General features: G+C 69.0%; 16 protein-coding genes. 6 read left to right on the plus strand and 10 right to left on the minus strand.

What is annotated here, in order from left to right:
• Positions 1-8: 8 nt before the first annotated feature.
• The 4 genes from J7U46_RS15720 to J7U46_RS15735 all read right to left on the minus strand — a co-directional run bounded on the left by J7U46_RS15720 (position 9) and on the right by J7U46_RS15735 (position 5,641).
• Positions 9-1,748, minus strand: a complete 1,740-nt coding sequence (locus J7U46_RS15720) for an alkaline phosphatase family protein (RefSeq protein ID WP_282827477.1) — start codon at positions 1,746-1,748, stop codon at positions 9-11.
• A gap of 82 nt (positions 1,749-1,830) precedes the next feature.
• Positions 1,831-3,066: a glycolate oxidase subunit GlcF gene (glcF, locus tag J7U46_RS15725; RefSeq protein WP_282827479.1), complete on the minus strand. Its 1,236-nt coding sequence runs from the start codon at positions 3,064-3,066 to the stop codon at positions 1,831-1,833.
• Positions 3,066-4,142 (minus strand): glycolate oxidase subunit GlcE, encoded by a 1,077-nt coding sequence (glcE, locus tag J7U46_RS15730; protein WP_282827481.1) that lies wholly within the window; start codon positions 4,140-4,142, stop codon positions 3,066-3,068. Before glcE ends, glcF begins: the two co-directional genes overlap by 1 nt.
• Positions 4,142-5,641, minus strand: a complete 1,500-nt coding sequence (locus tag J7U46_RS15735; RefSeq protein ID WP_282827622.1) for an FAD-linked oxidase C-terminal domain-containing protein — start codon at positions 5,639-5,641, stop codon at positions 4,142-4,144. Before J7U46_RS15735 ends, glcE begins: the two co-directional genes overlap by 1 nt.
• A gap of 73 nt (positions 5,642-5,714) precedes the next feature.
• Between J7U46_RS15735 and J7U46_RS15740 the strand changes: the two genes are divergently transcribed.
• Positions 5,715-6,608 (plus strand): hypothetical protein, encoded by an 894-nt coding sequence (locus tag J7U46_RS15740; protein WP_282827484.1) that lies wholly within the window; start codon positions 5,715-5,717, stop codon positions 6,606-6,608.
• Here the strand turns inward: J7U46_RS15740 and J7U46_RS15745 are convergent, their stop codons facing one another.
• The gene (locus tag J7U46_RS15745) at positions 6,609-7,388 is read right to left on the minus strand and encodes an IclR family transcriptional regulator (RefSeq protein ID WP_282827486.1); all 780 of its coding nucleotides are present in this window, start codon (positions 7,386-7,388) and stop codon (positions 6,609-6,611) included. It lies immediately after the preceding gene.
• A gap of 72 nt (positions 7,389-7,460) precedes the next feature.
• Here J7U46_RS15745 and J7U46_RS15750 point away from each other — a divergent pair, with 72 nt between their 5' ends.
• From J7U46_RS15750 to J7U46_RS15770, 5 genes are read left to right on the plus strand one after another with little or no spacing between them, the layout of a single operon-like run.
• Positions 7,461-8,783, plus strand: coding sequence for an NAD(P)-binding domain-containing protein (locus tag J7U46_RS15750; protein WP_282827488.1), 1,323 nt, complete (start codon positions 7,461-7,463; stop codon positions 8,781-8,783).
• Complete coding sequence (locus tag J7U46_RS15755) at positions 8,780-9,706, plus strand: bile acid:sodium symporter family protein (RefSeq protein WP_282827490.1); 927 nt, start codon at positions 8,780-8,782, stop codon at positions 9,704-9,706. Before J7U46_RS15750 ends, J7U46_RS15755 begins: the two co-directional genes overlap by 4 nt.
• Positions 9,703-10,671 (plus strand): SDR family oxidoreductase, encoded by a 969-nt coding sequence (locus J7U46_RS15760; RefSeq protein ID WP_282827492.1) that lies wholly within the window; start codon positions 9,703-9,705, stop codon positions 10,669-10,671. Before J7U46_RS15755 ends, J7U46_RS15760 begins: the two co-directional genes overlap by 4 nt.
• Positions 10,668-11,561: an EamA family transporter gene (locus J7U46_RS15765; protein ID WP_282827494.1), complete on the plus strand. Its 894-nt coding sequence runs from the start codon at positions 10,668-10,670 to the stop codon at positions 11,559-11,561. The genes J7U46_RS15760 and J7U46_RS15765 overlap by 4 nt, the downstream gene beginning before the upstream one ends.
• Positions 11,562-11,590: 29 nt before the next feature.
• Positions 11,591-12,346, plus strand: a complete 756-nt coding sequence (locus J7U46_RS15770) for a transporter substrate-binding domain-containing protein (RefSeq protein WP_282827496.1) — start codon at positions 11,591-11,593, stop codon at positions 12,344-12,346.
• Between the two features lie 15 nt (positions 12,347-12,361).
• Here J7U46_RS15770 and J7U46_RS15775 read toward each other — a convergent pair whose 3' ends face one another.
• The 5 genes from J7U46_RS15775 to J7U46_RS15795 are packed head-to-tail and all read right to left on the minus strand — an operon-like array spanning position 12,362 to position 16,554.
• Positions 12,362-13,234, minus strand: coding sequence for a hypothetical protein (locus J7U46_RS15775; RefSeq protein WP_282827498.1), 873 nt, complete (start codon positions 13,232-13,234; stop codon positions 12,362-12,364).
• Positions 13,231-14,385, minus strand: a complete 1,155-nt coding sequence (locus J7U46_RS15780; protein WP_282827500.1) for an FIST N-terminal domain-containing protein — start codon at positions 14,383-14,385, stop codon at positions 13,231-13,233. The genes J7U46_RS15775 and J7U46_RS15780 overlap by 4 nt, the downstream gene beginning before the upstream one ends.
• Before the next feature lie 20 nt (positions 14,386-14,405).
• A complete protein-coding gene (locus J7U46_RS15785) occupies positions 14,406-15,086 on the minus strand; it encodes a PhaM family polyhydroxyalkanoate granule multifunctional regulatory protein (RefSeq protein WP_282827502.1) in 681 nt (226 codons plus the stop codon).
• A 44-nt stretch (positions 15,087-15,130) separates the two neighbouring features.
• Complete coding sequence (locus tag J7U46_RS15790; protein ID WP_282827504.1) at positions 15,131-16,060, minus strand: TraB/GumN family protein; 930 nt, start codon at positions 16,058-16,060, stop codon at positions 15,131-15,133.
• Positions 16,060-16,554, minus strand: coding sequence for a retropepsin-like aspartic protease (locus J7U46_RS15795; protein ID WP_282827506.1), 495 nt, complete (start codon positions 16,552-16,554; stop codon positions 16,060-16,062). Before J7U46_RS15795 ends, J7U46_RS15790 begins: the two co-directional genes overlap by 1 nt.
• Between the last annotated feature and the right edge of the window lie 66 nt (positions 16,555-16,620).

Below are 16,620 nucleotides of genomic sequence, written 5' to 3' on the forward strand. Positions count from 1 at the left end.
GCGCTGCGTCAACGCGGCAGCGGCAAGGGCTTTCCCTGAGCCTGGCGCGGCACCCCGACCTGGAGGATGCCGGCCAGCGTCGGCGCGATGTCGGCCACCTCCACCCAGGACTTCACGGCCCCCTGCCCCACCCATTGCGGGCCCCAGGCCAGGATGGGCACATGGTGGTCATAGGCATAGGGCGTGCCGTGCGAGCTGCCGGTCGTGCGGGTGCTGAACAAGCGGCCCTCCTTCATGATCACCTGCACCGGTGCGGCGCGCTCCGGGTGCCAGGACTTGCGCATCTGCGCGAGGAAAGGCGTCTGCTCGTCGCTGCTGCGCAGCTGATCGGGGGTGAAGGCCGTCTGCACCTCGGGATGCATCAGCATGATGTCGCGCGCCGCCAGGTAGACCTGCTCAGGCTTCAGGCCGCGTGCCGCAATCAGCTTCTCGTCGAACAGCAGGCCCATGGCCGAGACCTCGGTCACCCACTTGCCCTCGCCGAAGCGCATGGACAGGCCCACGTTGGCATGCGCCACCAGGTCCTTGCTGGCAAAACGCTTGGCATCGCGCCCGAGCGACTTCGCCCACTCCGGCGTGTCGGCAAAGCCATGGTCGGCGGTCAGCATGGCCATGTAGTTGCCACGGCCTATGCGCTGGTCCAGGTACTGGAAAAAGGCCTGCAGGTGGCGGTCCAGCTGCAGCATGTGGTCGTGCGAGAGCTTGGACTCGGGGCCGAAGGCGTGGTTGATGTAGTCGTGGCTGGACAAGCTCACGCTGAGGATGTCCGGGTGATCGTCCTGGCCGAGGCCCTCGCCCTCGACGGCCGCGCGGGCAAAGGCCAGCGTCAGCTGGTCGCCGTAGGGGCTAGGAAGGATGAGCTTGTAGAAGTCAGGGCCGGGGCCGCTCAGCTTCTGGCCGAGCACCGTGGGCAGGCGGTTGCCGTTGGTGTTGCTCTCCGTGCTCTGGAAGGCCTGGCCATCGGCCGCCGAGCGCGCATAGGCGCCGCAGGCATAGACGGGGCCGCCGGCCACCGGCTGCTGCTGGGTGCTGCCATCGGCGCACTTGTCGGGCAGCAGCGGGGCCCAGGTCTGGCCGAACAGTGCATCGGCCGGCCTGGCGGCATTGAAAGCCTCGACCCAGCCCGGATGCTTCTGCATGTAGTAGGTGCTGGAAGCGAACTGGCCGCTGCCGCTCATGAACATATAGGCCGTGCCCTTGTGGCCGGCCGGCAGGATGGCGCCGCGGTCCTTGCCCGAGATGCCGATCACCTTGGAGGCCGGGTCGGCCGTGCGCAGCACGTCGCCCACGGTCTCGGCCCGCAGCATGCGCGGGCTGGTGCCCGAGAGCAGCTCGGTCTTGTTGCCTATGTACTGGTAGTCGGTGTCTTGCGTGTTGTAGACCTGCTTGCGGGTCTGTGGGTCCACCCATTCGTTGCTGATGATGCCGGTGCGCTGCGGATAGGCACCGGTCAGCATCACCGAATGGCCGGCCGCCGTGACCGTGTGGGCATGGCCGTAGTGCGCGTCCATGAAGGTGGCACCCCGGTCCAGGAAGCGGCGGAAGCCGTCGGGCGAGAACTGCTCGCGGTTGTCCAGCACCTGGCGCATGGGCAGGCCGTCGATGACGATGAAGACCACCAGCTTGGGCCGGGCCGGCGCGGCGGCCACGGCAGTGGGCGTCGCCTGTTGGGTCGGCGGATTCGCGCAGCCGGCCAGCAGGGCGGCGGCGAGCGCGGTCAGCGTCAGGAAGGAGGGGCGTTGGCTCATGGCAGTCTCGACTTCAGCAACAGGACGAACGGGGCGAACAAGATGAACGGCGACTCTAACCGCCGCATGTAAAGAAATGAGGTCAGCGCAGCTGGGCGTCCAGCAGCTCCACCCAGTGCTGCACCGGCACGGCCGTGCCTGACTGCAGGTGCTGGATGCAGCCTATGTTGGCCGAGACGATGGTCTCGGCCTGCAGCGGCGCGAGGTTGGCCAGCTTGCGGTCGCGCAGCTGGCGCGACAGTTCGGGCTGTAGCACCGAGTAGGTGCCGGCCGAGCCGCAGCACAAATGGCTCTCGCAGGCCGCCGTCTCGACCCGCAAGCCCAGCTCGCGCAGCCCCGCCTCCACACCACCGCGCAGCTGCTGGCCATGCTGCAAGGTGCAGGGCGGGTGGTAGGCCACGGTGCCACCGCTGCGCTTGTTCAAACGCGTCTTCAGCGTCGGGATCAGCGAGGGCAGCAGCTCGCTCAGGTCGCGGGTCAACTCGCTGATTCGGGCGGCCTTCTCGGCGTACTCGGGGTCGTGCTTCAGGGACTGGCCGTACTCCTTGACCGTCACGCCGCAGCCGGAGGCATTCATCACGATGGCCTCGATCCCGGGCTCGGCCTTCAAGACCGGCCACCAGGCGTCGATGTTGCGGCGCATGTCGGCGAGGCCGCCCTCGTGGTCGCTCAGATGGCTGCGCACCGCGCCGCAGCAGCCCGCGCCATCGGCCACCAGGGTCTGCACGCCGGCGGCATCGAGCACGCGAGCCGTGGCCGAGTTGATGTTGGGCATCATGGCCGGCTGCACGCAGCCCAGCAGCAGCAGCACCTTGCGCTTGTGCTGACGCGTGGGCCACTGGTGGGCTCGCTTGCCCGCACGCGTCGGGATCTTGTCCTTCAACGCACCGGGCACCAGCGGGCGGAACAGCTGGCCGAGCTTCATGGCCGGGGCAAAGGCGCGCGAGGTCAGGCCCTCCTTCAAGAGCCAGCGCTTGCGGCGCTCCTCGGCCGGACGCTCGACCTTGGCCTCAACGATGTTGCGGCCTATCTCCAGCAGCTGGCCGTACTGCACGCCCGAGGGGCAGGTGCTCTCGCAGTTGCGGCAGGTCAGGCAGCGGTCCAGGTGCTCCTGGGTCTTGCGCGTGGGCGTCTCGCCTTCCAGCACCTGCTTCATCAGGTAGATGCGGCCGCGCGGGCCGTCGAGCTCGTCGCCGAGCAGCTGGTAGGTCGGGCAGGTGGCGGTGCAGAAGCCGCAGTGCACGCAGCGCCGCAGGATCTCCTCGGCGGTCTTGCCTTCGGTCGTGTTCTGGAATTCCGGGGCGAGTGTTGTCTGCATCAGAAGTCGGGGTAGAGGCGACCCGGATTGAACAATCCCTTGGGGTCGAAGGCCAGCTTCAGCTGCTGGTGGATGCGCGCCAGCGGCGGCGACAGCGGCGCAAACACGCCGGGGCTCTTGTCCAGCGCGCGGTACAGCGTGGCATGGCCGCCCACGCTGCTCGCGGCCTCGCGCAGCTGGGCCGGCGGCGCGCTGGTCGTGACCCAGCGCTGGGCGCCGCCCCATTCGATCAGTTGCTCGCCAGGCAGCTTCAGCGCCGGTGCCGTCTGCGGCAGCGACAAGCGCCAGAGCCGCGCGCCAGCCGCGACGGCACGCTCGGCACCTACGAAAAATTCATCGCGCTGGTCGCGCAGGCCTTCCCAGAACGGCAGGGCCAGGCTGTCCGGTATCAGCTCGCCACCGAGCTTGTGGAAGGCGCTGCGCACCGCGCCTTCGGCCCCGGCGAGGCGCAGCACCAGGGCGCCATCCCACCAGGCACTGGCGCCGACCGGCAGCGGCTGGCCGCCCCAGCGGTTCAGCTGCTCCAATGCCTTGGCCTGCTCCATCTCGAAGCGCAAGGTGGCCTGCACAGCCGGGCGCGGCAGCACCTTCAGCGAGACCTCGGCAATCAGGCCCAGCACGCCCAAGGAGCCCGCCATCACGCGCGAGACGTCGTAGCCGGCCACGTTCTTCATCACCGTGCCGCCGAAGTTCATCAGCTCGCCCTTGCCGTTCAAGAGCGTGATGCCGAGCACATGGTCGCGCACACCGCCGGCCTGCGCTCGCGCCGGCCCGGCCAGGCCCGCCGCCACCATGCCGCCGACCGTGCCCTCGCCATTGATACGCGGCGGCTCGAAGGCCAGCTGCTGGCCCTGCTCGGCCAGCACGCGCTCGAGCTCGGCGATGGGCGTGCCGGCCTGCACCGTCACCACCAGCTCGCTGGGTTCGTAGCTCGTGATCCCATTCAGGGTGGCCGTGCTCAAGAGCTCACCGCGCGGCTCGCCGCCGTAGAAGCGCTTGCTGCCCTGGCCGCGGATCTCGAACGGCGCCGTGGCCCCGCGCACCCGCTCCTGCAATTCCTTCAAGGCCGCCGTCATCAGAAGCGCTCCAGCTCGGGGAAGGCCAGCAGCCCGCGCTTCACATGCATGCGGCCGTACTCGGCGCAGCGCTGCAGCGTCGGGATGACCTTGCCAGGGTTGAGCCCCTCGGTGGGATCGAAAGCGCGCTTGACCGCCATCATCTGCGCGCGCTCCTCGGCGGAGAACTGCACGCACATGGAGTTGAGCTTCTCGACACCCACGCCATGCTCGCCGGTCACCGTGCCGCCCATGGCCACGCTGGTCTCGAGGATCTCGGCGCCGAACTGCTCGCAGCGGTGCAGCTGGTCGGCGTCGCTGGCGTCGAACATGATCAAGGGATGCAGGTTGCCGTCGCCAGCATGGAATACATTGGCACAGCGCAGGCCGTACTTGATCTCCATCTGCTGGATGGCCAGCAGGATGTCCGCCAGGCGCTTGCGCGGGATGGTCGAGTCCATGCACATGTAGTCGGGGCTGATGCGGCCCGAGGCCGGGAAGGCGTTCTTGCGGCCGCTCCAGAACTTGAGGCGCTGGGCCTCGTCCGTGCTGACCGAAAGCTGCGTGGCGCCGCTCTCGCGCAGCACCGCGCTCATGTGTTCGATCTCCTCGGCGACCTCTTCCGGCGTGCCGTCGCTTTCGCACAGCAGGATGGCCTCGGCCGTCAGGTCGTAGCCGGCATGGACAAAGTCTTCCACCGCCGCCGTCATCGGCTTGTCCATCATCTCGAGGCCGGCCGGGATGATGCCGGCCGCGATGATGGCGGCCACGGCCTCGCCGGCTTTGCGCAGGTCGTCGAAGCTGGCCATGATGCAGCGCGCCAATTGCGGCTTGGGCGTCAGCTTGACGGTGACCTCGGTGATCACGGCCAGCATGCCCTCGCTGCCGACAATGAGGCTCAGGAGGTCGAGCCCGGCGGCATCGAGCGCCTCGGAGCCGAACTCCACCAGCTCGCCCTCCACCGTGAAGCCGCGCACCTTCAGCACGTTGTGCAGCGTGAGTCCGTACTTGAGGCAGTGCACGCCGCCGGAGTTCTCCGCCACGTTGCCGCCAATCGTGCAGGCGATCTGGCTGCTGGGGTCGGGCGCGTAATAAAGGCCATGCGGCGCGGCGGCCTCGGAAATGGCGAGGTTGCGCACGCCACATTGCACACGCGCCGTGCGGGCCAGCGGGTCGATGGCGATGATCTTGTTGAACTTGGCCAGGGCCAGGGTCAGGCCTTGCTCATGCGGCATGGCGCCGCCCGAGAGCCCGGTGCCCGCGCCCCGCGCCACCACCGGCACCTGCAGCTCATGGCAGGCCTTGAGCACCGCGCCGGCTTGCTGCTCGTTCTCGGGCAGGGCCACGGCCAATGGCCGCGTGCGATAGGCGGTCAGGCCATCGCATTCATAGGGCGTGGTGTCTTCCGACTGCCACAGCAGTGCATGGGCGGGCAGCACATTCAGCAAGGCATCCACCAGGCGCGCCTGGGCCTGGCGGCGTGCACTGGCGTGCGGGGCATCAGAGGCGTTCGACAACAGGCATCTCCGGCAACAAGCCGTGACTGTAGCGGCTTCGATGCGCTCTAATGCCCGCAGCTCTCCCTGCACCATCGTGAAGCGCCTTCGCACCGCCCTCCTCGCGCTCCTGATAGCTGGTCGTGCCTCGGCGGCCCCGGCGACACCTGCCAGCGAGTTCCAGCTGACGCTGCGCGCACCCGAGAGCCCGTCCGACCAGCGGCAGCTCTACCTCAATGCCGCCATCCAGTTGGCGCTGGACAAGACCGTGGCCAGCCATGGCCCCTACCAGTTGCTGAACTCGCCGCCGATGAACAAGCAGCGGGCCCTGATCAGTGCCCGCCAGAAGACCCAGCCCAATCTGATGATCCTCGCCGGCCCGGCCGAGGCGCGCGCCGTGGGCTCGCTGGCGCCGGTGCGCTTCCCGCTGATGCTCGGGGTCACCGGCTACCGGGTCTGCTTCGTGTCGCCGCAAGCCCGCGAGGCCGTGGCGAGCACGCGCACGCTGGACGAGCTGCGCCAGCGCTTCAGCCTGGTCCAGGGCACGGGCTGGGCCGATGTGGCCGTGCTGCGGGCCAACGGCTTCCACGTCACCGAGAGCCCCAGCTACGACTCGCTGTTCCGCATGGTGGCCAAGGGCCGCGCCGACCTGTTCTGCCGCAGCGTGCTGGAAGTGCAGGCCGAATCACAGGCCCAGGCCGGCCTGCCGGACCTGGTGCTGGACCGCACGTTTGCTTTGCACTACGACCTGCCGCATTTCCTCTATACGCACCGCGACAACCAGGCCGCCATCGAACGGCTGACCGAGGGGTTGCAGCGGGCCTATGCCGACGGCTCGCTGCAGGCACTGATGCGCCAGCATCTGCAGGCACCCTTGCAGTTCGTCGAGCTGCACAAACGGCGCCTGTACCTGCTGCGCACCGCGCCGCCGCCGGACATCGCCTTCGACTACCGCAGCTACAAGCTGGACCTGCCCGGCGCGCCGCGCTGATCAGAGGCTGCGCGCCAGCGCAGCCGCCGCTTCGCGCAAGCGGCCCACCAGGCCCAACGCCTGACTCAAGGGCAAGCGTGCACTAGGCGCCTGCAGCGCCACCGCGCAGCGCGCCGGGCTGGCGGCCGAGGCGCCACTCTCGCGCACCGGCACGGCCACGCAGTTGAGGCCTTCGACGAACTCCTGGTCGTCCACCGCATAGCCCTGGCGGCGGATGCGGGCCAGCTCGGCTTCCAGTTGCTCGCGGCTGTGCAGGGTGCTGGTGGTGTGGCGGGTCAGGGCGAGGCCGGCCAGCAATTGCTGACGCTGGCGCGCTGGCGCGAACGCGAGGAAGAGCTTGCCGCTGGCCGAGCAATGCAGCGGCACGCGGGTGCCGGGCTTGAGCTCCAGGCGCAGCGGAAAGGCCGTCTCCACGCGGTCCAGGTAGATCACCTCGGCGCCCGACAGCGCCGTGAGGTTGCAGCTCTCGCCGATGTCGGCCACCAGGGCCCGCAGCACCGCATGGCGCACACCGGCCTGGGCACTGCCCGACAAGGTGGCCTCGGCCAGCGCCCGGGCGCGGCCCGCCAGCGCATAGCGGCGGCCATCGGGCTCGCGCTGCAGCCAGCCGCCCGCTTCCAGCTGCTGCAGCATGCGGTGCAGCGTGGGCTTGGGCCAGCTGGCTTGCGGCAGCAGCTCCGCGAGGCTTTGCGGCTCGCCGGTGCGGGCCAGCAGCTCCAGCAGCTCGAGCAGGCGCAGCCCGGGGGTGGCATCGGGTTCAGCTTGGGCTTGGGCAGTCATGAATCTCGGAATCCGGGACGAATCTGCAAAACAATCCGAGATGATTATTCCTGCTGGCTAAGCTGCCGACCAATGAGCGACACCCGAACTTCCATCGCCCTGATCGGCGCCGGCCCCTCCGGCCTCGCGGCTGCCCGCAACCTGCAGAAGGCCGGCCTCGCGTTCCAGGGCTTCGAGGCCTACAGCGATGTGGGCGGCCTGTGGAACATCGCCAACCCGCGCAGCACGGTCTACGAGTCGGCCCACCTGATCTCGAGCAAGCGCATGACCGAGTTCACCGAGTTCCCGATGGACGAGTCGGTGGCCGACTACCCCAGCCACAAGGAACTGCAGCGCTACTTCGCGGCCTTTGCCGACAAATTCGGCCTGCGCGATCACTACCATTTCGGCGCACGGGTGCAGCGCGTGGAGCCGGTGGGCAGCGGCCCGGCGCCGCTGTGGCGCGTCAGCTGGCTCGGGGCCGATGGCAGCGAGCACAGCGCCGAATTCAAGGCCGTGGTGATCGCCAACGGCACGCTGGCCGAACCGAACATGCCCCGCTTCGAGGGCCACTTCACCGGCGAGCTGCACCACACCAGCGCCTACAAGAGCGCCGAGATGTTCAAGGGCAAGCGGGTGCTGATCGTCGGCGCCGGCAACTCGGGCTGCGACATCGCGGTGGACGCGGTGCACTACGCCGACAGCGTGGACATCTCGGTGCGGCGCGGCTACTACTTCGTGCCCAAGTACGTGTTCGGCAAGCCGGCCGACACGATTGGCGGCAAGCTCACGCTGCCGCCCTGGCTGAAGCAGCGCATCGACAGCCGCATCCTGCAGTGGTTCACCGGCGACCCGGTGCGCTTCGGCTTCCCCAAGCCCGAATACCGGATGTACGAATCTCATCCGGTGGTGAACTCGCTGATCCTGCATCACATCGGCCATGGCGACGTGAAGGTGCGGCCCGACATCGCGCGCTTCGAGGGCCAGACCGTGCACTTCAAGGACGGCAGCTCGCGCGGCTACGACCTGGTGCTGGCCGCCACCGGCTACCAGCTGCACTACCCCTTCATCAGCCGCGAGCTCTTGAACTGGCAGGGCATGGCACCACGGCTCTACCTGAACATCTTCGCGCCGCGCTTCACGAACCTGGCCGTGATCGGCATGGTCGAGGCCAGCGGCCTCGGCTGGCAGGGCCGCTACGAGCAGGCCGAGCTGGTGGCGCGCTTCCTGAAGGCCCAGCAGGACGAGCCGGCCCGGGCCGCCGCCTTCACGGCCAAGATCCAGGGCCCGCCGCCCGACCTCAGCGGCGGCTACCGCTACCTGAAGCTGGAGCGCATGGCCTACTACGTCAACAAGGACGTCTACCGCCGCACGGTGCGCGCCGAATCGGCGGCCCTGGCCGGAGGCACTGCATGATCCCGGTCGACGAGGTCCGCCTCAACTTCAATCCGGCCTCGCTGCAGGCGCTCAATGCGGTGCTGGCCTTCCTGATGTTCGGCATTGCGCTGGACACGCGGGTCGAGGATTTCAAGCGCGTGGCCCGCATGCCGCTGGCCATGGCCGTGGCCATCGCCGCGCAGTTCCTGCTGCTGCCGGCCATCACCTACGGCCTGACCCTCGTGCTGCAGCCGGCGCCCAGCATTGCCCTCGGCATGATCCTGGTGGCCTGCTGCCCGCCGGGCAATATCTCCAACATCATCACGCACCGGGCCGGCGGCAATGTGGCGCTTTCGGTGTCGATGACGGCCGTCTCGAACGCCCTGGCCATCGTCCTGATGCCGCTCAACGTGGCCTTCTGGGGCGGCCTGCATCCGACCGCGGCACCGCTGCTGAAGGCCATTGCGCTGGACCCGCGCGAGATGGGCCTGCACATCGTCATCATCATCGGCCTGCCCTTCGTGCTGGGCATGGCCTGCGCGCGACTGCTGCCGGCCTTCACCGACAAGGTCAAGAAGCCGGCACGCCTGCTCAGCTTCCTGTGCCTCGTGCTCTTCATCGTCGCGGCCATCGCCGGCAACTGGCGCTACTTCCTCGAGTACCTGGGCCTGGTGCTGGGCGCCGTCGTGCTGCACGACGCCCTGGCCTACGGCCTCGGCTACGGCTGCGCGGCACTGGCCGGGCTGGCGGAGTACGAGCGGCGCGCCATGTCGGTCGAGGTCGGCATCCGCAATGCGGGCCTCGGCCTCGTGCTGATCTTCGGCTTCTTCGGCGGCCTCGGCGGCATGGCCGTGGTGGCCGGCGCCTGGGGCTTCCTGGACATCATCATCGGCATGGGCCTGGCGGCCTGGTGGGCCCGACGGCCGGCCGCACGAACGCGCTTCAAGGGCGATATCCAATGAGGGTACTGATCACAGGTGCGGACGGTTTTCTCGGCCGCTCGCTCGTGCTGGCGCTGGCCAAGGCCGGCTGCTGCGAATGGCTGGTAGCGCAGGACGTGCGGGAAGTACCGGCCGAGCGCCGCATGCCTGGCGTGGTCTACGAGCGCCAGGATGTGCGCGATGCCAGCCTCGTGCATGCGCTGCAGCTGCATCGCATCGACACCGTCGTCCACCTGGCCTCCATCGTCACGCCGGGCCGCGATTCGAGCCGCGAGCTGGAGTACTCGGTCGATGTGCTGGGCAGCAAGAACGTGCTGCAGGCCTGCGTGGCCACCGGCGTGCAGCACCTGCTGGTCAGCAGCAGCGGCGCGGCCTACGGCTACCACCCCGACAACCCGGACTGGATCAGCGAGGACCAGGCCTTGCGCGGCAATGAGAGCTTTGCCTACTCGCACCACAAGCGCCTGGTCGAGGAGATGCTGGCCGAGTACCGCGCCCGCCATCCCGAACTGAAGCAGACGGTGTTCCGCATAGGCACCATCCTCGGCGAGCGAGTCGACAACCAGATCACGGCGCTGTTCGAGAAGAAGCGGCTGCTGGCGATACGCGGCAGCGACAGCCCCTTCGTCTTCATCTGGGACGAGGATGTTTGCGCCGCCTTCCTGCATGCGCTGCAGACCGGCCGCGCCGGGCTCTTCAACCTGGCCGGCGATGGCGCCCTGCCGCTGCGCGAGATCGCGGCGCGGCTCGGCAAGCCGGTGCTGGACCTGCCGGCAGGCCTCTTGCAGTTCGCCCTTGCCGTGGGCTCGAAGTTGGGCGTCAGCCGCTACGGGCCTGAGCAGCTGGACTTCCTGCGCTACCGGCCCGTGCTCTTGAACCGGCGCCTGAAAGAGGAGCTCGGCTTCGTGCCCGGCAAGACCAGCGCACAAGCCTTCGAGGCCTTCGTTGCAGCCCGCGCCGCACAAGGCCGGAAGCTCACGCGATGAACACGACGCTCAGCCGCGGCGACGCGCTGCGCATCGCCGCCGTCGTCGTCATCTGGGGCCTCAATTTCGTCGTGATGAAGCTGGGTCTGCAGGGCCTCTCGCCGATGTTGCTCGGCGCCCTGCGCTTCTGCGTGGCAGCCGCGGCGCTGCTGGTGATCTGGCGCCGCCCGCCCCTGCCCTGGCGCTATCTGCTGGCCTATGGCCTGGCCCAGGGCGTGGGCCAGTTCGGCCTCTTGTTCACCGGCCTGCAGCTCGGCATGACGGCGGGCATGGCCTCGGTGGTGATGCAGACCCAGGCCTTCTTCACCCTGCTGCTGGCTGCGCCACTGCTGGGCGAGCCGACCCGGCGCTCGCAGTGGCTCGGGCTCACGGTGGCCTTGCTGGGCCTCGTCGCCATCGCCTCGGCCCATGGTGAGGGGCCGGGCCAGATGACGCTGATCGGTTTCCTGCTGACGCTGGGTGCGGCCTTCATGTGGGCGCTTTCGAACCTCGTCGGCCGCTTCGCCGCGCGCCAGGGCGACTACGACCCGGTGGCCTTCATCGCCTGGAGCAGCCTGGTGCCCATCCTGCCCTTCTGCGCGCTGGCACTCTGGCAGCAGGGGCACGACCCGATCCGCCAGCAGCTCCATGCGATGGACTGGCGCGCCTGCGCGGCCGTGCTCTACCTGGGCTTGCTGGCCACCCTGCTGGCCTACAGCCTCTGGACGCGTTTGCTCAAGCGCCATGCGGCCAGCCAGATCGTGCCCTGGTCGCTGCTGGTGCCGGTGGTCGGCCTGCTGGCGGCGGCGGCGGCCTTCGGCGAATGGCCCAGCCCCTTGCAATGGGCGGGCACGGCGGCCGTGCTGCTGGGGCTGGGCATCAATCAGGGGACAGGTCGGCGACCACGCTGAGGCCCGACGGGTCTATATTGGATCGGACCATGCGCGCGCTGCTCCATGCCCTCCTCCTCGCCCTGGCACTGGGCCAGGCGCCGGCACGCGCCGAGCAGATCACCCTGGTGGCGGAGAACGACTGGTATCCCTACACGGCCCAGCGCGACGGCCGCATCGTCGGCCTGACGGTGGACCTGGTGCGCGCCGCCTATGCAGGCGTGGGCGTGAGCCTGCAGCTGAAGAGCATGCCGTTCGCGCGCTGCATGGCCCTGGTGGAGCGTGGCGATGAGCTGGGCTGCTTCAACAGCGGCCAGGACCTCAAGCACAGCCAGGACTCCTTCCTGTTCCACGCCACGCCGCTGCTGCTGAACAGCAATGGCATCTATGCCAAGGCCACGAGCCTGGAAAGCGGTCTCGGGCCGGCAGCGCTGTCGGGCCGGCGCGTGGGCCTGACCCACGGCGCCTCCTACGGCGACGCGATCGAGGCCAACCAGGCCATCGTCCGCGTGGTGGCGCTCACCGACCTGGCCAATCTGCGCATGCTCACAGCCGGCCGCGCCGACTTCGCCGTGATGGATGACCGCGTGTTCGAGCACCTGGAACAAACCAACGCCGGCGAACTTCGCGGCAAGCTCAAGCGGGTGGGCAAGGCTTTCAGCGATCTGCCGATCTATGTGGCCTTCTCGAAGCGGCATCCCGAGGCCTCACGCCATGCAGCCCTGCTGGACCGCGGACTTGCGACGTTGAAGGCCACAGGGGAATACCAACGCATCATCGATAGCTGGCGCCTTCCGCCCCCCTGAAGAGACTCAACGCCTTCAAATCCCGAACCAGAGGTTCTTGCGCGCCAGCGGCGCATTGGTCGGCATCAGCGGGTTGCTCAGCTTCAGCAGGCGGCGCGCGCGCAGCTGGTAGCGCTCGACGATGTCGCCGAACTGGGCCTGCCAGAGCCGCTCCAGGCTGCCGTCGGCCACCAGGGCTTCCATGCCGTGGCTCAGTTGCTCATGCAGCTGCGGCTTGGCGGGTGCGACGAAGAAGTAGAGCGCCGCCGGGTACTGCAGCATCAGGTGCGGCTCGATCACGAGGCCCTGCGGCCCATGCTCCAGCGCCTCCAGGCCGATCTCCAGCACCGAGCGCGGAAAGTAGTCGAAACGTCCCTCGGCCAGCCAGCCGAACAGGCTTTCGAAATGCGTGCCGGTCTGCACCCTGAGTCCATTGGCGCGCAGGATGGCGGTGTCGGGCCAGTCGTTCATCTGGCCGGCCTGCAGCACGGCCAGTTGCTCCAGCGTGTGCACGCCGGCCCAGCGCTCCAGCTCGGCCTTGCGCACCAGCAAGAGCCGCCAGCCGAGCAGGCCGCGGTCCAGCGGGATTCGCACCGGCAAGAGCTGCTGCTCGCGCTCGGGGTTGGTCATGGTCCAGAACACGTCGAGGCTGGGCTCGGGCCGGGCCAGCTCCAGCAGGGCGCGGCTCTGCACCATCACATTGCGGCTCGACTGGATCTCGATCTTCTGGCCACTGCGCTCCAGGGCCAGGCGCAGCAGCAGCAGCACATAGCGGATCTGCGGATCCTGCATGGCCTCGTGCTTGGCCACGCGGATGACAAGAGCAGGGTTGCTGTCGGGGGCGGCCCCGGAGGCACCAGAAGCCAGGGCCCCGGCGGCGAGAAGCAGGCTGCGACGATCCAGGGTCATGGTCCCAAGAATACCGACAGCACGCCGGTGTAGCCATAAAGCTGTTGATGGGCAATCTCGCCGCCCGCGAAGAAGCCGACCAGGGGCACCTCACCGAGCGCATGGCGGACGATGCGTGCCTCGGCCGAGGGGCTGCCGAAATGCGGGCCGCCGCGGCCGGTACAGCTCACGTACACGGCGCCCAGCATCGCCCGCTCGCCGGCCTGCTCGCGCAGCTCGGCACAGATGCGCACCAGGTCCAGCCGCGCCGCCTCGCGGTTGCGCTGGCAGAAGCTCAGGTGGTCGCCACGCCGCAGGCCTTCGCTGATGGCCACGCCGTGGCGCGCAGGGTCGATGCCGACCAGGTGGCGCACCATCACCTCGGGCCCCAAGGCATGCGGCCGCTGGCGCGTGCTGAACTCGCTGCGGCGCAGGCCGGCCAGGGTCTGGCGCAGGCGTGGCAAGGCCTCGCGCCAGTCGTCGGCCTCGGTCAGCACCGGCAGGGTCAGGTCTTGCAGCAACAGATCCAGTGCCGGCTCGCCGTCCAGCGCCAGCAGCAGGTTGCCGTCACAGTCGCTGACCTCACGCTCCTCGCCCAGCGGCTGGCAGCCCTGGCTGACGCGCGAAATGATGTCGACGCCGGCACCAAAGGCCACGCCCGAGAGGCCGCCGCGCCAGACGCCGTCGGCGATCTGCAGGCCCGGCTCGGTGCTCAGGCTGCTGGGCAGGCCGCCGAACAAATAACCATCGGCCGTGTGGCCGGCCATGTCGAGCAGCAGCTCGGGCAGGTCGGGAGCGGTGGCATCGGCATGGACTTGCGCCAGCCGCGCCGGCCAGCGCGCGAGCGGCCGAGCGCCGGAGAAAACGCGGAACTGCTCCTGCGGCAGCTCGGCCAGCATCAAGGCCAGGGCCGGTTCCTCATCGAAGTACTCAGCCTCACCGGCGATCAGGCCGACGGCGCTGCAGCCCACCCAGGCCACGCCCGGCCAGCGCTGCCGGGCCTCGTCCAGCAGGGCCTCGGCGGCCGGCACGAAGGCCGCACTCAGGTAAAGCCAGCCCAGCGTGGGCTGCAGGCCCGATGTGGCGCGCTGGGCCTCGATCTGTGCGGCCGCCAGCGCCATCGCCATCTGCGGCAGCGGATGGGTGGCATGGGCGCTGGCAAAGGGCTTCATGGCGGCCCGCAACAAGGCTTTCAGCGGCGGCGCGCCGTCGTCTTGGCGGCTGCCTTCTTGGCGGCGGGCTTGCCGGCCAGGCCCTTGGCCACCGTGCTGGCCACGGCGCCGGGCATCGAGGCGGCCTTGCGCAGCGTCTCGCCGGCGGCGTCGAAGCTCTGCTTGACCATGGCGCCGGCCAGGTTCTTGGCGGCATCGGTGGCCTGGTCTTTCATTGCATTGGCGGCCAGCTGGGTGAACTGCTGGCTGAGCGCCCCCCACCATTGCATGGGATCGACCGGCGGTGTCTTGGCATCGGCCTTGGTCGCGGGCTTGGCGGCTTCTGCCTTGTCCTCCACGACCTTCTTGGCGCGTGCCGCAGCCTTGGGCTTGGCCGGCAGGCCGGGGAAAGCCGGCATCTCCGGCATGGGCATCTTGAGGCTGTCGCGCAGCTCGGCCAGCGGCACGTTCATGGTCTGCAGCGTGGACAGCGTCATACGCTGGACCTCCAGCGCCTGGATGGTGGCGTTCAGCATGCGGGCGTTCTGCTCCAGCCAGAACTGCACGGTGCGCAGCTCCTCGATGCGCTTGCCCAGCTCCTCCGGGTTCAGCGTGGGCGCCACCCACTGACCGATGCCCGGCAGGGCCGAGCCGGCGTTCTTGACCAGGCCTTGCAGGAAGTCGAAACCCGGGACGAACTTGGTGAAGCTGGTGTCGGCCATGCGCGCTGTCTCCGCTTTGAAGAGGGTGAGCGCATCCTACGCGCTCAGCGCGGCTTGGGCAGCACTTGTTCCACCTCGAAGCCCTGCGCCCGCAGCAGTCGGGTCAAGGCCTTGTCGCCGCTCATGTGCAGGGCCCCCACCGCCACCAGCACCCGCTTGCCCGAGCCATGCAGGGCGGTGATGCGCGAGGCCAGGGCTTCGTTGCGGCCGTCGTTGATGCGGGCCAGCTGGGCACGCTCGATCTCGTCGTCCGCGCAGTGGCAAGTGGTCATGGACACCTCCAGCAGGGCCGCCATGTCGCCACGCTCCCAGGCCTCGGCCGTGCGGCGCAGCACGGGGCGCAGGCGCTGCTTCTCCAGCTGCTCAAGGCCCAGCGACAGCTCGCGCCTGGCCGCTGCAGGATCGGCGGGCACCACCGCCGCCAACTGCTCGGCCACCGATTCCAGCGCATGGATGGCTCGCCCGTCCCGACGCGCCCAGTTCAACAACGCGAACTCCTGGGCATAGGCCGGGTCCAGCCCATCCGCACGGCCGGACAGGCCCACCAGCGTCAAGAGCTGCACCAGCGGATGCAGGCCGGCCAGGGCCTGCTCGGGCATGCACGCGGCCCGGATCTGGGCCTGCAGCCGGCGCTCGCTGCGCAGGTCGAGCGGCATGGCAGGCAAGGCCCGCAGCGCCAACGGGAACTGCGGATCGTTGGCATCCAGCTCCACGGCCAGCAGTTCGGTCTTGCTCCAGGCCTCTCGCAAGGCCGGCCCCGGGAACAGCCAGCCCGGGCGGCCGACGTGGATGCTGCCGTAGAGGTAGCTGTCGTGGCCGTCGCGGCGGATGCGCCACAGCGGGCCGCGGTCCACCGCCTCGGCTTCGAGCTTGCGCAGCTCGGCAGCACTGGGCTGAGGCACGCTGGGGCAATCCTGGGCGTGAGCAACACCGGCCCACAGCAGCAGGCCGGTCAACAGAATTCGAACCCACATCAACGGTTTCCTCTCAAGCGCAGCTCATTGCCGCTCATGCTCATCTGCAGCTTGGACAGCATGTCCATGCCGAGCAGCGGCGCATCCAGCTGCGGTAGCACCGTGACCGGCAGCTGCCGCGCCTCCACGCCGCCCTCCAGCTGCAGATGGGCCCGGGCCCGCCAGCCGGTGGCCACACCCCCGGCCGTGCTGGAGCGCACCTCGCCCTCGGAAAGCAAGCCAGCCTCGCGCGCGAGCCGCTCGGGCAGCGCGGTGGAGGTGGCGCCGGTGTCGACCATGAACATCACCTCGATCTCGCCCAGCCGACCCGGCCAGTGGAAGTGGCCATCCGGCCCACGCTTGAGCACGATCTCGCCATTGCTGTCGATGCGGATGCGGCTGCGCCCCTGCTCGCGCTCCCAGGCCTTGAAGCCGAGGAAGACCAGCAGCATCACCAGCAGCCAGAGGGTGCCGAGCTTGAGGGAGGCGGGGAGTTCTTTGGAGCCGTCGTTCATGCCGCAACGATGCCATGGTTTTTGATTGGGCTCGGCCTCATCGGTTAGCCTTGCGCGCTTCGCATC

This window comes from Pelomonas sp. V22 (assembly GCF_030014915.1).
Classification (GTDB): Bacteria; Pseudomonadota; Gammaproteobacteria; order Burkholderiales; family Burkholderiaceae_C; genus JAUASW01.

Excerpts from the sequence above, each read along its gene's own strand:
- J7U46_RS15720 (WP_282827477.1), bottom strand. The coding sequence starts at position 1,748 with ATGAGCCAACGCCCCTCCTTCCTGACGCTGACCGCGCTCGCCGCCGCC.
- glcF (WP_282827479.1), bottom strand. The coding sequence starts at position 3,066 with ATGCAGACAACACTCGCCCCGGAATTCCAGAACACGACCGAAGGCAAG.
- glcE (WP_282827481.1), bottom strand. The coding sequence starts at position 4,142 with ATGACGGCGGCCTTGAAGGAATTGCAGGAGCGGGTGCGCGGGGCCACG.
- J7U46_RS15745 (WP_282827486.1), bottom strand. The coding sequence starts at position 7,388 with ATGACTGCCCAAGCCCAAGCTGAACCCGATGCCACCCCCGGGCTGCGC.
- J7U46_RS15750 (WP_282827488.1), top strand. The coding sequence starts at position 7,461 with ATGAGCGACACCCGAACTTCCATCGCCCTGATCGGCGCCGGCCCCTCC.
- J7U46_RS15755 (WP_282827490.1), top strand. The coding sequence starts at position 8,780 with ATGATCCCGGTCGACGAGGTCCGCCTCAACTTCAATCCGGCCTCGCTG.
- J7U46_RS15760 (WP_282827492.1), top strand. The coding sequence starts at position 9,703 with ATGAGGGTACTGATCACAGGTGCGGACGGTTTTCTCGGCCGCTCGCTC.
- J7U46_RS15765 (WP_282827494.1), top strand. The coding sequence starts at position 10,668 with ATGAACACGACGCTCAGCCGCGGCGACGCGCTGCGCATCGCCGCCGTC.
- J7U46_RS15770 (WP_282827496.1), top strand. The coding sequence starts at position 11,591 with ATGCGCGCGCTGCTCCATGCCCTCCTCCTCGCCCTGGCACTGGGCCAG.
- J7U46_RS15775 (WP_282827498.1), bottom strand. The coding sequence starts at position 13,234 with ATGACCCTGGATCGTCGCAGCCTGCTTCTCGCCGCCGGGGCCCTGGCT.
- J7U46_RS15780 (WP_282827500.1), bottom strand. The coding sequence starts at position 14,385 with ATGAAGCCCTTTGCCAGCGCCCATGCCACCCATCCGCTGCCGCAGATG.
- J7U46_RS15785 (WP_282827502.1), bottom strand. The coding sequence starts at position 15,086 with ATGGCCGACACCAGCTTCACCAAGTTCGTCCCGGGTTTCGACTTCCTG.
- J7U46_RS15790 (WP_282827504.1), bottom strand. The coding sequence starts at position 16,060 with ATGTGGGTTCGAATTCTGTTGACCGGCCTGCTGCTGTGGGCCGGTGTT.
- J7U46_RS15795 (WP_282827506.1), bottom strand. The coding sequence starts at position 16,554 with ATGAACGACGGCTCCAAAGAACTCCCCGCCTCCCTCAAGCTCGGCACC.